The following is a 13,533-nucleotide window of genomic DNA, read 5'->3' on the forward strand; positions in this document are numbered from 1 at the left end:
AACGGATGTTCTGCACACGCACGGAGGATGAGGCATGGGTGAAACAACCTCACTGGCCGACGCGGTCGCCGAGCTGGTCCACGACGGGGACAGCGTCGCGCTGGAGGGTTTCACCCATTTGATCCCGACCGCCGCCGGACAGGAAATCATCCGCCAGGGCCGCCGCGACCTCACACTGATCCGGATGACCCCGGACATCGTCTACGACCAGCTGATCGGTGCCGGTTGTGCCCGCAAGCTGATCTTCAGCTGGGCGGGCAACCCGGGTGTCGGCTCACTGCACCGCTTTCGTGACGCTGTACAGCGCGGCTGGCCGCGGCCGCTGGAGATCGAGGAGCACAGTCACGCCGGGATGGCCAACCGGTACGTCGCCGGTGCCGCCGGGTTGCCGTTCGCCGTACTGCGCGGGTACGTCGGCACCGACCTGGTCGACCGGACTCCCACCATCGCCCCGATCACCTGCCCGTTCACCGGCGAGGTGCTCACCGCGGTGCCGGCGCTCAACCCCGACGTCGGCATCGTGCACGCCCAGCAGGCCGATCGACGCGGCAACGTGCAGATGTGGGGCATCACCGGGGTGCACAAGGAGGTCGTCCTGGCTGCCAGGCGGTCGCTGGTCACCGTCGAGGAGATCGTCGACGAGCTGACCCCCCGCCCAGGCGCGGTGGTGCTGCCGGCCTGGGCGATCACCCGGGTCGCCGAGGTACCCGGCGGTGCCCACCCCTCCTACGCCGACGGCTACAGCGACCGGGACAACGCCTACTACCAGCGGTGGGACGAGATCAGCCGGGACCGTGAGACGTTCACCCGCTGGCTCCACGAGCACGTCTTCGCCCCGGCGGGCACCGACGGCGCGTACGGTGGTGCCGCATGAAGGGCGCCCAGACCGAAGCCGCCGCCGACGGCTTCACCCGCGACGAGATGATGACCGTCGCCGCCGCCCGGGCACTGCCGGACGGGGCCCGGTGCTTCGTCGGTATCGGCCGGCCCAGCACCGCCGCCAACCTGGCCCGCCGTACCCACGCCCCTGACCTGGTGCTGATCTACGAGTCCGGCACGATCGGCGCGAAGCCCGACCGGCTGCCGCTGTCCATCGGCGACGGGATACTGGCCGAGACCGCCGACACGGTGGTTTCCGTACCGGAGATCTTCAACTACTGGCTACAGCCCGGTCGCATCGACATCGGGTTCCTCGGTGCCGCACAGATCGATCGGCACGCCAACATCAACACCACGGTCATCGGCGCGGACTACGCCGATCCGGCGGTGCGGTTGCCGGGCGCCGGTGGTGCCCCGGAGATCGCCGCCTCCTGCGGCGAGGTGGTCGTCATCGTGCCGCAAAGCCGGCGTACGTTCGTCGAACGGGTCGACTTCGTCACCTCCGTCGGATTCGGCACCGGTCCGGGCGACCGGCAACGGCTCGGCCTGCACGGACGCGGCCCGACACTGATCATCACCGACCTCGGGCTGCTCCGCCCGGATCCGGACACCTGCGAGCTGACTCTCACCCGGCTGCACCCCGGCGTCACGCTCGATCAGGTCACCGCCGCCACCGGCTGGCCGTTGAAGGTGGCCGCAGACCTGGACACCACCGCCGAACCCACGCCGCGGGAACTGGCCGCGCTGCGGCAACTGCTGCACGCCCAGCCGGGCGACTAGGCGCGACGAAGGAGGCACCGCACAGATGCCCGATCCCACCGCACTCGATTCCAGCAAGTCCGGCGACAACGCGCCGCGACCGGCGAACGGCCCCTCGCGGCTGCTGTTGCCCCGCTACCGACGGGACGACGTCGACGCCCACCCGCCGCTGCTCTCGCCCGGGTACAAGTCCACCGTCCTGCGTGCACCGGCCGAGCCGCTGGTCCTGCTGCCGCACACGCTCACCGAGATCACCGGTCCGCTGCTCGGCGAGGGGCGGATCACCGCCGCCGACGCCGACCTGACCCGCCACCCGAACGGGGAAGCCCAGGGCCAGCGGATCATCGTGCACGGCCAGGTCCGCGACAGCGACGGGCGACCGGTGCCAGACACCCTGGTGGAGGTCTGGCAGGCCAACGCCGGTGGACGCTACCTGCACAAACTCGACCAGCACGACGTACCGCTGGATCCGCATTTCACCGGCGTCGGTCGGGCGACGACCGACGCGACGGGCCGCTACCGGTTCGTGACCATCAAGCCCGGCGCCTACCCCTGGCGCAACCACTTCAACGCCTGGCGTCCGGCGCACATCCACTTCTCGTTGTTCGGCCGGGCCTTCACCCAACGGCTGGTCACCCAGATGTACTTTCCGGACGACCCGCTGTTTCCGTACGACCCGGTGCTCAACTCGATTCCGGACCAGGCTGCCCGACAGCGGCTGATAGCCAACTTCGACCTGGACAACACCGTCGAGGAATGGGCGCTCGGCTTCCGCTTCGACATCGTGCTGCGTGGCCGCGAGGCGACCCCGATGGAGGAGTCATGACCAGCACCACCGGCACGACCCCGGTGTCCGGGGTGGGCCTGGCCGCGATCACCGGGCTGGTGCCGGACTCCGGCACCGGACTGACCCCGGCGCAGACCGTCGGACCGTACCTGGCGATCGGGCTGCCCTGGCCGGACGGACCGTTCGTGCTCGACGAGGGCGCGCCCGGCGGGATCTGGCTCCGCGGGCGGCTGCTCGACGGCGCCGGTGCCCCGGTGCCGGACGGCCTGATCGAGACCTGGCAGGCCGATCCGCACGGCCGGTTCGACCATCCGGACGACCCGCGCGGCGCGGTCACCGGGTTCCGGGGCTTCGGCCGCTGCCCGACCGACGATGCCGGCGAGTGGGCGATCCACACCTGCAAACCCGGGCAGGTGCCCGGCCCGCACGGGCAGCCGCAGGCCCCGCACATCGACGTGTCGGTCTTCGCCCGTGGCCTGCTGCACCGGGTCGTCACCCGGATCTACTTCGCCGACGAAGCGGCGGCCAACACCGCCGATCCGGTGCTGGCCAGCGTCCCGGCGGCCCGCCGGGAAACCCTGATCGCGGTAGCGCAGCCGGACGGCTACCGTCTCGACATCCGGCTGCAGGGCAAGCGTGAGACCGTCTTCTTCGCCGTCTGATCGGCCGGACTCCAGCGACGTTGGCCTGTTCGACAGCCTGCTCGCCGCGGGCGGGGTCCGCGCCGCCGTGGACGACCACGCCTGGATACGCGCGATGCTCGATGTGCAGGCCGCGCTCGCGCGTGCCCAGGCGAGGATCGGTGCGGTGCCCGCCGACGCCGCCGCGGCGATCACCGCCGCGTGCCGGGAACACCGGTTCGATCCGGTGGTAATCGGTGCCGAGGCCACCGCCGCCGGCAACCCGGTGGTGCCGCTCGTCGCCGCGCTGCGCCGCGCCGTCGGCACCTCCGCCGCCAGTCACGTCCATGCCGGGGCGACCAGCCAGGACATTCTCGACTCGGCGACGATGCTGGTCGCGGGTCGGGCGCTCGAGCCGCTGCGCCAGGACATCAACCGGGCCGCAGCCGCAGCGGCCCGCCTCGCACACGCTCACGCAGACACGCTGATGCCGGCCCGAACCCTGTTGCAGCAGGCGTTGCCGACCACGTTCGGACTGGTCGCGGCCGGTTGGCTGGTCGCCCTGGACGCCACCGCCGGTCGATTGGCGACGATCCGTGACCGGGTGCTCGCGGTACAGCTCGGCGGCGCGGCCGGCACTCTCGCCGCGTTCGGGCCGGACGGATTGCGGTTGGTCCAGCTGGTCGCCACCGAGCTGGGGCTGACCGCGCCGACGCTGCCCTGGCACACCGACCGGACCAGGATCGCCGAGCTGGCCGGTGCGCTCGGCAGCACCGCCGGCAGCACCGCCAAGATCGCCCGCGACGTCACCTTGTACACGCAGACCGAGGTCGGCGAGCTCGCCGAGGGCCGTCCCGGCGGATCGTCGACCCTGCCGCACAAACGCAACCCGATCGCCGCGATCACCGCGCTGGCCTGCGCCAGCCAGGCCCCTGGCCTGGTCGCCACCCTGTTGGCCAGCATGGCCCAGGAACACCAGCGGGCCGCCGGTGCCTGGCACGCCGAGTGGCGGGCGTTACGGGCGCTCCTCGAATCGACCGGCTCGGCAGCGTACTGGCTGCGCACCTGCCTCGACGAGGTACGGGTGAACGCGGTCCGGATGCGGACCAACCTGGACCTCACCGGCGGCGTGCTGCTCGCCGAACAGGTCACCGGCGCTCTCGTCGAACGGCTTGGCCGGCACCAGGCCCACGAGATCGTCCGCCGGGCCGCCGACGACGGTCACGACGGCGACCGTCACGACGGCGACCGTCACGACGACGACGAACCGGCCGGCAGCTTCGGGCTGGCTGACCGGCTCGCCGCCGATCCGCAGGTCAACGCCGTCCTGAGCCGGGCGGATATTGACCGCCTGCTCGATCCCGCCGGGTATCTCGGTGCCCACCGCGAGCTGATCGACCGGGCACTGCGCGCCCATCACGGCAGGCTGCTGACCGAAGGGAGCACCGATTGACCGGCGTTGGCGTAGTGGAGCTGGACCACGAGTTCAGCGGACCATCGGACGGCCCGGTCGTGCTGCTGGCGAACTCCCTGGGCAGCACCCGGCGGATGTGGGACCCGCAGCTGCCGGCACTGACCCGCGCCGGCCTGCGGGTGCTGCGGTTCGACATGCGTGGGCATGGTGGCTCGCCGGTGCCACCCGGTCCGTACGCCATCGACGACCTCGGCGCGGACGTGCTCGCGCTGCTCGACCGGCTGGGCCTGGGCCGGGTGCACGTGGCGGGAGTCTCGCTCGGCGGAATGCTCGGCATGTGGCTGGCCGCGTACGCGCCGGCCCGCGTGGACCGACTGGTGCTCTGCTGCACATCGGCCAAGCTCGGCCCGCCGTCGGCGTGGGCGCAGCGGGCGACGACGGTACGGGCCGAGGGTGTCACCGCGGTCGCCGACTCGGTGGTCGCCCGCTGGTACACCCCGGAGTTCATCGCCCGTGAGCCTGCGGCCGTGGCCGCTGCCCGGGCCATGATCGCTGCCACGCCGGCCGAAGGGTACGCCGGTGGCTGTGCCGTGATCGAGCGCCTCGACCTGACAGCGGTGTTGCGGACGATCCACGCGCCGACGCTGGTGATCGCCGGTGCGGATGATCCCGCGACACCCCCCGAACATTCGGCGGTGATCGCCGAGGCTGTCCCCGGCGCGCGCCTGGTCGTGGTCGAGCAGGCCGCGCACCTGGCGAACCTGGAGCAACCGGAGGCCGTGTCCAGACTGATCGTCGAGCACCTGACGGGGCAGGAGACGAGTGGCAATGGCGACTGAACAGCCGGCAACGGACCAGAATTCTTCGACGGTGGACGGTCGGCAGGTGGCCGGGATGGCGGTACGCCGGGCCGTGCTCGGCGACGCGCACGTCGATCGGGCCATCGCCGGCACCACCGAATTCACCGCCGACTTCCAGGATTTCATCACCCGGTACGCCTGGGGCGACGTGTGGTCGCGCGACGGACTGGACCGCCGGACCCGCAGCTGTATCACCCTCGCGGTGCTGACCGCACTGCACTGCACCGACGAACTGGCGATGCACGTACGGGCCGCGCTGCGCAACGGGTTGACCCCGGCGGAGATCAGCGAGGTGCTGCTGCACACCGCGGTGTACGCGGGCGTACCGGCCGCGAACAGCGCGTTCGGGGCCGCCCAGCGTGTTCTGTCCGAAGTATCCGATGCGGCGGTCGACGGCTCCGACGTAGAAAGTCGGATGCCCGACAGTGGAACCGGATCATCGGAGGCGACCGTTGGCCCGGAACCCCGCTAGGGTGTCCGGCAAACAACCGGGAGAGCCATTGAGCGAGCACGGGCGGGAAGCTCACTTTGTGCAGTCACTGGAGCGCGGTTTGGCCGTGATCCGCGCGTTCGACGCACAACATCCAGAGTTGACACTCAGCGAAGTGGCCCGTGTCTGCGACCTGACCCGGGCCGCCGCCCGTCGGTTCCTACTCACCCTGGTCGACCTCGGCTACGTGCGTACCGACGGCCGGATGTTCTCACTCACCCCCCGCGTGCTGGAGTTGGGCTATGCCTACCTGTCCAGCATCTCGCTACCCGAGGTGGCCGAGCCGCATCTGGAACGTCTGGTCGCCCAGGTGCACGAGTCGTCCTCGGTGTGTGTGCTCGACGGTGAGTCGATCGTCTACGTGGCTCGGGTGCCCACCTCACGGATCATGACGGTGTCGATCAACGTGGGGACGAGATTCCCGGCGTACGCCACCTCGGTCGGCCGGGTGATGCTCGCTCATCTGTCGGAGGACGACCTCGCCGCCCGGCTGGACGGTGTCCGGTTGGACCGGTTGACCCACCGCACCATCACCACGGTCGCCGCTTTGCGCACCGAACTCGGGCGGGTCCGAGCTCAGGGGTACGCCATCGTGGACCAGGAGTTGGAGGAAGGGCTACGCTCGGTCGCCGCTCCGATCCGCGACCGGGTCGGCAAGGTGGTCGCCGCGGTCAACATCTCCGTGCATGCCAGCCGCAACACCGTCGAGTCGATCCGGCGGGAGCTGTTGCCACACCTGCTCGCCACCGCCGCGAAGATCGAAGCCGACCTGCGCATCGCAGCCCCCGGCCGAGCCCGCCGCCTCCCTGGCGCCTGACACCACCCGCGCCTGCCGCAGGCCCGGTGTCGGCCTAACGTAGCTCGCGGTCCAGCGGGATACGCTGATTCGGCACACCTCCTGCACGCGAAAATGCCCTACTGGATCGCAAACGCAGTCTTCCCGACATCCGCCGTTTCGGCGACTACTACGATGCCTGCCGAACTAACCTCCGTCTTTCGTCACGTCACAACACTATCCGAGCCCGCGCCGTTACCACCGCGTCCATTCGCCGGTCACCGATCAGACCGGACAACTCAGACCGCTGCCGTTGCGTCAACGCCACAATCACGACTCGACCACCGTGCAGGAATGTCAAACTATGTAGCTCAATTGCGTGATACTAGGCCCGTTGACTGGTGTCTGTCGGAGGAACGCCAGTTTCTTGGGTAAGGGTGAGGAGATCACGGCGCAGCCGCCTTACCTGCGGATGATTTGGGCCAAGGGCGGCCTCGCCGATCAGAACAGCCTTCTTCAGTTGATCGCGGGCACCGACAAGATCGCCCAGCTTTCGCAGTACCTGGCTCAGGTTACTGCAGCGCAGGCTCAGGTCTGGGTGATCGGGACCGAGCGCAGCTTCGCCGATCGAGAGAGCTCTCTCGAGTTGATCGCGCGCGCCGCTCAGGTCGCCCAGTTCAAGTAGTGCTCGTCCGAGGTTGTTTCGCCCGACGCCGAGCTGCGGGTGGTTGGACCCCAAGGCCGCCTCGCTGATTCGCAGCGCCTTCTCGAGCTGGATCCGAGCGCCGTCAAGATCCCCTATCTTTAGTAGCGTAACCCCCAGATTACTTCGCCTGATTCCGATATCTGGATGACTGGGACCAAGCGTCGCCTCACTGATGTGAAGGGCCTTCTCGAATTGTTCACGGGCTTCATCTAAATCATTTAGACTGTATAGTACACCACCCAAATTATTGCGCCAGATGGCGATATCGGAGTGGACGGGGCCGTGTATCGCTTCGCCCAGCCTAAGCGCCTCCTCAAACTGGTTTCGGGCACCGGCGTAGTCGCCCAACGCCAACAACACCTGCCCGAGAGTGTCGCGTCGCCAGCCGACGTCAAGGTGATCGGGGCCGAACGCGGCGGTCGTCATGTCGAAGGCCTGCTCGGCCAGCGGCTTAGCCCGCCGGTACTGTCCTTGTTCTCGCAGATATGTCGACGCTCGGTCCATCAACCAGCCAACCGCTTCGGAGCAAACGCCTAGTCTCTGAGCATGATCAGCGGCGGACAGTAGGTGCGGCAGCAGCCTCTGGCACTGTGGCCAAGTCTCTATCATGTCGCTTTCGCTGGGGAATCCTGCCCTGATGAGACGGGTCGCGGTGGTGGCCCATTCACGTTCGCCGGATTGGCCAAGCCGGGCTCGGATCACGGCCTGCACCAGCCGGTGTAAGCCGATCTCGGTGGGCTGGAGCGTCGCGAGCGAGTATCGGCCTACCATCGCCAGCAACCTGTTGTAGGCCAACCGATCAAGAACCGTCGTAGCAAGTCGCGGTGGCAACGCCTGGGGAAACTCCCCAGGCAACTCTCGAGGTACCTCGGGAGCGAGAAACGCCAGTAGGTTCAGTAGATCTTCGGCGGCTGGTGCCAGCTTGTGCACGCGATCCAGTGATACCGACCAGACAGTGGCGACTCGCTTGATGTCGCCACCGGCGCTGGTAGTCGGTTCGTCGAGGTGCAGATCAAAAACCTCACGTACCCGCTCCCGGACCAACTGCAGGTACCCATCCAGGCTCTCCTGCGTTTGTTCCAGATAGGCCGCTGCTTCCGTCAGGGCCAACGGTAGGTCTCCGAGTAGATCGGCTAGTGCATCCAGTGACGATTCGTCCGCATCCTGCGCATTACAACGAAGGCGAAGGAACGATTTTGATTCCGTCCGCTGCCAAACACCCAGTCGCCACGGCAACGCCCGCGCGGCCCAGGCTGACCACTGGGACGTTATCAGCACCGTGCCGTCTCCACCTGCCGGCATCAGACTGTCCAACAGTCGAGGTTCCTCCGCGTTGTCGTAAATTAGTAGCCAACGAGTGCGATTGCGTAGTGCTTCGAGGGCGGCAGTCGCCATCTGCTGCCGATGCCTGGACCGAGGCACTCCCAACCGGCGACTTAGTTGCGCCAACTGTGTCACTACGGACGTCGGCTGTTGAGCATCAAGCCACCAGATCAGGTCGTAGTTGGCGGAGAAGCGGTGCGCGAACTCTAGTGCCAATTCGGTCTTACCGGTTCCACCTAAACCGTAAATAACCCCTATTTTCGGCGAGAACGAAGACTCGGGTGTCAAATCGCCGAGCATCCGTCCGAGAATTTTCTGTCGTCCAGAGAAGAATCGATGCCGCGCCGGAAGGTTGCTTATCGGAGGCGCTGATCCGGGGAATCGAAAGAGTTCGTTTGGCGAGTGAGCATAAGTGGCGGGCGCGCCGGGGAACCGAGCAAAAGCTGGTCGATCAGGATTCCGTTCGACTGCCTGTAGTAGCCGCGCCCGAGCGCTGGTCTCGTCAAGGCCGACTAGGTCTAGGTAGACGCGCGACGCCAGCAGTCCGGACGGTTGACAGTCCTCGACTCGTACTGGTATCAGCAAGCCCAGATCTCCCCCGGGGTCCTTGACGAACGCTGCACGCCATTCCGCTTCACCGAACTTAGAGTCAAAGTAGGCATTCGACAACACTGCGATCGTCTGCTTGGCGGAGCGTGTCGCGTCATGCATTCTTCGAACGAAATCAGCGCCTGGTTGAAAGTCCCATGCCTGCAATAGTGTCGAATATCCTCGCTGCTCCAGGCTGGCCGCGATCCACTCGGCCCAGGAGCGATCCGATGCGGCGTAGCTGATGAAGAAGTATTGATCATTTTCTGGCGGGGTCATCGCACCCCCTATGGCGTAACACGATCGGCAACCGATTTCCATCGTACGCCATCCAGGGACTAGCCTCGATGATTCGCCGTGTCTGGCCCGACTTGGCTGGCAGAGTGGTCGGCCACGGGTAGCGGCAAGCCGCGTGATCAGTGCTTGACGGCGACGACGAATGCCGACCAGGCGGCCGGGTCGAAGATGAGGGTGGCCCCGGGGCGGTCCTTGGAGTCACGGACCAACACCAGCCCTGGAAGGTTGTCGGCGACCTCGACGCAGTTGCCACCCGAGGCGTTCGAACGCCTGGCGGTACGCCAGTTCGGCTCGGTCACAGCGCCCTCACCATCCCCCGGATCAGGTCCCGGGTCTGGAAGACGTTCAGGGCCAGCGCGTTGATCGAGTGCCATGCCCGGTCGAGGCCGGTCACCCGGGGCGAGTCGGTGATGACCCGACCCTCGAATAGATCCTCCACATACCCGGCGAGGCCACCGTTGTCGAGCGAGGCGAGCGCGAAAGATACCGACCGACCGGGATGCATGCCGACCCCGTCCGGCACGACGTGCACGAACGTCCGGTACCGCTCGGACTCCGCCAACAGCCGTTCCAGTTGGGCCTTCGCGATCGTCGGGTGGGCCGAACGGACGGCGCCGATGTCCATCATGAACACGCAGACCGGTGGATCCTCGCGGTCGAGGACGACCGCCTGACGCTCCATCCGGACGGCAAGCTGCTCCTCGATCTCGCGTGCGCCGCGCAGCCCGCTGTCCAGCACCGAGCGGGCGTAGTCCTCGGTCTGCAACAGCCCGGGAATGACACCAAGTTCGTAGTACCGCAACGTGGTGGCGGATTCCTCGAGTTGGGTCCACGGACGGAACCAGGCCGCCTGGGCCAGCCGGCGCCGCTCCCGTGCCTGTTCGCGGGCCTCGGCCGCCTCGGCGGCCAGTTGCTGGATGCGCTTTCCTGAACCGAGGAACTCGTCCAATCGCCGGGCGGTGTCGGACTGTGGCACGAGCCGGCCCTGCTCGAATGCCGCGATCAGCGAGCCGGAGACCAGGATCGCCTCGCCGACCTGCTCCTGCGTGACGGAACGCTCGTTGCGTAGCCGCCGGAGAGTTTCCGGAAGGGTGTTCACGTTCCACACCTCTCGGTACAGGTGAGTCGCAGGTAGGTGGGGCGGATCGCCGCCCGCCCATCTTCCACGGATCACCGGCAGGCGTCCAGGGTGGAGTTGGCAACTATACGCATTGATTCTCCGCACCGGAGATCGGCAAATGTCCGGCGACCGAGGTGCCGGACCATCACCAGGCTGCCCCGGTCGGTGCGATCCGGTGCAGATGCAAATGCAGGTGCGGGCGCTCGGTACTGGTTCTGGATCGAGAAGATGGCGGACGGAATAGAATGATCGAATTGGCGCGGACCAGGATGGCACGGAGCGACGTGGCACGGACGTGGCACGGTGGTCGGGTGCGTCATGGCCGGATGCGTCGTACCGGTTGGTTGGCCGCCGCGGCAGCCGCCGGGTCGGTGACCGGGGCCGCCGCGGTGACGGTCGCCGTAGTCGTCGGTGCCGGTTCGCCACTGAGCGGGTACGTCAGCGAGTCGGGCGTCGGCGACGGTGGCTACCCGCTGGTCTACCGGTCGGGCGTCGTCGCTCTGGCGGTGAGTCTGCTGCTGCTCGCCGGGGCGCTGCGACCGGTCCGCGCAGCCGCCTGGCTACTGGTCACCGCCGGCTCGGCGGCCACCGTGTCGGCGGCGGTGCCCTGTCGCGCCGGCTGTCCCTTGCCGCCGCATGATCCGGTCACCGCATCCGACCTGATACATGGCGGGGCAAGCATCGTCGCGGTCGCCTGCTGCGTCTTCGCGATGGTCGCCATCTGGTGGTCACCGGTATCGCCCCGTGCGCTGCGCCGGCTGGCCTTCGTGTCCGCCGTCACCGCGCTGCCGGTGTCCGGCGCGATCGGGCTGGCGATGTTGCTGATCGGCGGCGGTCTGCTGGTCGGCGTGCTGGAGCGCCTGCTGCTGCTGGTGATCACCGTGTGGTGCCTGGTCAGCGGAGTCCGCATAGCCTGCGGCTTCGCCCAACACCGCGATCCCGTTCAGAACAGTACGGTGGCGAAGGAGCCGACGCTACGGAAGCCACACCGGCGGTAGACCTGCCGGGCCGGTGCATTGTAGTCGTTGACGTACAGGCTCACCGTCGGCGCCACCCGGCGCAACGCGTCGCGGACCACCGCCGCCATCGCCGGGGTGGCCAGTCCTCGTCCCCGCCACCTGGGGTCGACCCAGACACCTTGGATCTGCGCGGTATGCCGGGTGACGACGGCCAGTTCGGCTTTGAACACGACGGTGCCGTCGACGATCCGGGCGTACGCGCGACGCGCGCGCACCAACTCGGCGATCCGCCGACGGTAGCCTCGACCGGCGTCGTCGGCGACCGGGGAGATGCCGACCTCCTCGGTGTACATCGCGACAGCGGCCGGAAACAGTGCGTCGACCTCGTCGAGGCGGACCAGGCGTACCCCGGGGTCGGCCGGCACCGCTGGCGGCCGGTCGGCGACCAGCAGCGGCTGCTCGGTGCGGACGTCCCGGGCCGGCCCCCAGTGATAGGCGAGCCGGTCCCACAGGCCGAGCACCGCTTCGGCCCGACCCACGATCGACACGCAGGTGCGTTCCTCGATGGCGAGCCGTTCGGCGAACGCGGCGACCGCCGCCGCGGACGCCTGTACCGGGGTCAGGTGACCGCCGAGCCAGCACAGCGACTCCAGTTGCCGGCGCGGGCCGTAACCGAAGATCCGGCCGTCAGAACGCCACCAGGCGAGTCCGTGGGCGGAAACCCGCTCAGCCACCTGTGGCGCGGCAAAGGGATCGAGGTCGAGGATCCGCTCCACCGCACCGCGCTCGGTCTCGCCGAGCTGGCGTACCGGCGTCGTCAGCACAGCTACAAGCCTGCCAGATCCGACCACGCCCGGCAGACCCGTTCCGCCGACACCTGCTCAGGCGGAGCCGCGGACCACCAACTCGGTGGGGAGAATGACCGCGGCATGCGAGTCGCCGCTCAGGTGGCCGAGCAGCAGCCGGACCATCTCGGCGCTGATCCGGCCAAGCGGTTGTCGGATGGTGGTCAGTTGCGGCAGCGAGGCGGTGGCGACCTCGGAGTCGTCGAAACCGCCGACCGCCACGTCGTCGGGCACCCGCCGGCCGGCTCGGTGCAGGGTGGCGATCGCACCGGCGGCCATCAGGTCGGAGCTGACGAAGACGGCGTCCAGGTCAGGAGCCTGCCGCAACAGCTGTTCCATCGCCGCCTCTCCCCCGGCCCGGGTGTAGTCGCCGGTGACGACCAGCCGGGAATCGGTGTCACCGAGCACATCGTGGAAGCCGGCCAGCCGCTCCACCCCGCCTGGAGTGTCCAACGGGCCGGTGATGGTGGCGATCGTCCGGTGCCCGCGCGAGCGCAGGTAGCTGACCATCTGCCGGGCCCCGTCGCGGTCGTCGGCGGCGACGTAGCTGACGTCGCGTTCGTGACCCAGTGGCTTGCCACAGACCACGAACGGCAGCCCGCGGGCCTTCAGCTCGTCGATCAGCGGGCTGCCGGCGTGGGTGGAGACCAGCAGCGCGCCATCGACGTGGCCGGCGGTGACGTAGCGGCCGACCCGTTTACGGTCCTCGGTCGTACCGGCGATGGTCAGCAGCAGGGTGATGTCCCGTTCGGCGAGCGACTGGGTGCAGCCGCGCAGCAGCGCGTTGAAGTTGGGATCCTCGAAGAGGCGGTCCTGTGGCTCGGACAGGATGAACGCCACCGAGTCCGACCGCTGGGTGACCAGGCTACGGGCATGCTGGTTGACCACGTACCCGGTCTTGCGGACGGCCCGCTCGACGGCCTCCGACGCCGGACCGCTGACGTTGTGCCCGCCGTTGAGCCAGCGGGAGACCGTGCCCCGGGAGACACCGGCCACCGCGGCGACGTCGTCCATCGTCGGACGGGCCCGCGCGGGGCGGGCCCGGTTCTTCTCAGGTCCGGCCACGGTCACATTCTCTCTCTTCCCCCGGTGCGTGATCACGCGGCTGATC

At 68.3% G+C, this 13,533-nt stretch carries 13 protein-coding genes and 1 pseudogene; 9 read left to right on the forward strand and 5 right to left on the reverse strand.

All coding sequences use genetic code 11. The annotated features are described in order from the left end of the window. Nucleotides 1-34 precede the first annotated feature (34 nt). The 8 genes and pseudogenes from ACN27F_RS08175 to ACN27F_RS08210 all read left to right on the forward strand — a co-directional run bounded on the left by ACN27F_RS08175 (nt 35) and on the right by ACN27F_RS08210 (nt 6,626). Entirely contained in the window at nt 35-874 is an 840-nt protein-coding gene (locus tag ACN27F_RS08175) for a CoA transferase subunit A (protein ID WP_421432089.1), read from the forward strand. Next, complete coding sequence (locus tag ACN27F_RS08180; RefSeq protein ID WP_421432090.1) at nt 871-1,659, forward strand: CoA-transferase subunit beta; 789 nt, start codon at nt 871-873, stop codon at nt 1,657-1,659. Before ACN27F_RS08175 ends, ACN27F_RS08180 begins: the two co-directional genes overlap by 4 nt. 25 nt (nt 1,660-1,684) lie before the next feature. Then, complete coding sequence (gene pcaH / locus ACN27F_RS08185; RefSeq protein WP_421432091.1) at nt 1,685-2,464, forward strand: protocatechuate 3,4-dioxygenase subunit beta; 780 nt, start codon at nt 1,685-1,687, stop codon at nt 2,462-2,464. Continuing rightward, entirely contained in the window at nt 2,461-3,087 is a 627-nt protein-coding gene (pcaG, locus tag ACN27F_RS08190) for a protocatechuate 3,4-dioxygenase subunit alpha (protein WP_421432092.1), read from the forward strand. Before pcaH ends, pcaG begins: the two co-directional genes overlap by 4 nt. After that, nucleotides 3,062-4,498, forward strand: coding sequence for a 3-carboxy-cis,cis-muconate cycloisomerase (gene pcaB, locus ACN27F_RS08195; protein WP_421432093.1), 1,437 nt, complete (start codon nt 3,062-3,064; stop codon nt 4,496-4,498). Before pcaG ends, pcaB begins: the two co-directional genes overlap by 26 nt. Then, nucleotides 4,495-5,298, forward strand: coding sequence for a 3-oxoadipate enol-lactonase (gene pcaD / locus ACN27F_RS08200; RefSeq protein ID WP_421432094.1), 804 nt, complete (start codon nt 4,495-4,497; stop codon nt 5,296-5,298). Before pcaB ends, pcaD begins: the two co-directional genes overlap by 4 nt. 55 nt (nt 5,299-5,353) lie before the next feature. Then, nucleotides 5,354-5,695 (forward strand): annotated as a pseudogene (gene pcaC, locus ACN27F_RS08205) (4-carboxymuconolactone decarboxylase); the annotation flags it as partial. Nucleotides 5,696-5,849: 154 nt separating this feature from the next. Next, entirely contained in the window at nt 5,850-6,626 is a 777-nt protein-coding gene (locus ACN27F_RS08210; RefSeq protein ID WP_421432095.1) for an IclR family transcriptional regulator domain-containing protein, read from the forward strand. 343 nt (nt 6,627-6,969) lie between these two features. Here the strand turns inward: ACN27F_RS08210 and fxsT are convergent, their stop codons facing one another. The 3 genes from fxsT to ACN27F_RS08225 form a co-directional block, all read right to left on the reverse strand. After that, nucleotides 6,970-9,480, reverse strand: a complete 2,511-nt coding sequence (fxsT, locus tag ACN27F_RS08215; RefSeq protein WP_421432097.1) for an FxSxx-COOH system tetratricopeptide repeat protein — start codon at nt 9,478-9,480, stop codon at nt 6,970-6,972. Between the two features lie 137 nt (nt 9,481-9,617). Next, on the reverse strand, nt 9,618-9,797 hold the full coding sequence (locus ACN27F_RS08220) for a DUF397 domain-containing protein (protein ID WP_421432098.1): 180 nt from the start codon (nt 9,795-9,797) through the stop codon (nt 9,618-9,620). Further along, complete coding sequence (locus ACN27F_RS08225; RefSeq protein WP_421432100.1) at nt 9,794-10,597, reverse strand: helix-turn-helix domain-containing protein; 804 nt, start codon at nt 10,595-10,597, stop codon at nt 9,794-9,796. The genes ACN27F_RS08220 and ACN27F_RS08225 overlap by 4 nt, the downstream gene beginning before the upstream one ends. 305 nt (nt 10,598-10,902) lie before the next feature. Here ACN27F_RS08225 and ACN27F_RS08230 point away from each other — a divergent pair, with 305 nt between their 5' ends. After that, nucleotides 10,903-11,616 (forward strand): DUF998 domain-containing protein, encoded by a 714-nt coding sequence (locus tag ACN27F_RS08230; RefSeq protein ID WP_421432102.1) that lies wholly within the window; start codon nt 10,903-10,905, stop codon nt 11,614-11,616. On the opposite strand, the gene ACN27F_RS08235 is transcribed toward ACN27F_RS08230, so the two are convergent. Further along, nucleotides 11,562-12,401 carry a GNAT family N-acetyltransferase gene (locus ACN27F_RS08235; protein ID WP_421432104.1) on the reverse strand — a complete coding sequence of 280 codons (840 nt, stop codon included), beginning with the start codon at nt 12,399-12,401 and terminating at the stop codon, nt 11,562-11,564. The genes ACN27F_RS08230 and ACN27F_RS08235 overlap by 55 nt on opposite strands. Nucleotides 12,402-12,458: 57 nt before the next feature. After that, nucleotides 12,459-13,487 (reverse strand): LacI family DNA-binding transcriptional regulator, encoded by a 1,029-nt coding sequence (locus tag ACN27F_RS08240; RefSeq protein ID WP_421432105.1) that lies wholly within the window; start codon nt 13,485-13,487, stop codon nt 12,459-12,461. Nucleotides 13,488-13,533 lie beyond the last annotated feature (46 nt).

The sequence above is a fragment of the Solwaraspora sp. WMMB335 genome (assembly GCF_049179075.1).
In the GTDB taxonomy this organism is placed as follows: domain Bacteria; phylum Actinomycetota; class Actinomycetes; order Mycobacteriales; family Micromonosporaceae; genus Micromonospora_E.

Coding starts and splice junctions, on each gene's coding strand:
- ACN27F_RS08175 (WP_421432089.1), top strand. CDS start 35: ATGGGTGAAACAACCTCACTGGCCGACGCGGTCGCCGAGCTGGTCCAC.
- ACN27F_RS08180 (WP_421432090.1), top strand. CDS start 871: ATGAAGGGCGCCCAGACCGAAGCCGCCGCCGACGGCTTCACCCGCGAC.
- pcaH (WP_421432091.1), top strand. CDS start 1,685: ATGCCCGATCCCACCGCACTCGATTCCAGCAAGTCCGGCGACAACGCG.
- pcaG (WP_421432092.1), top strand. CDS start 2,461: ATGACCAGCACCACCGGCACGACCCCGGTGTCCGGGGTGGGCCTGGCC.
- fxsT (WP_421432097.1), bottom strand. CDS start 9,480: ATGACCCCGCCAGAAAATGATCAATACTTCTTCATCAGCTACGCCGCA.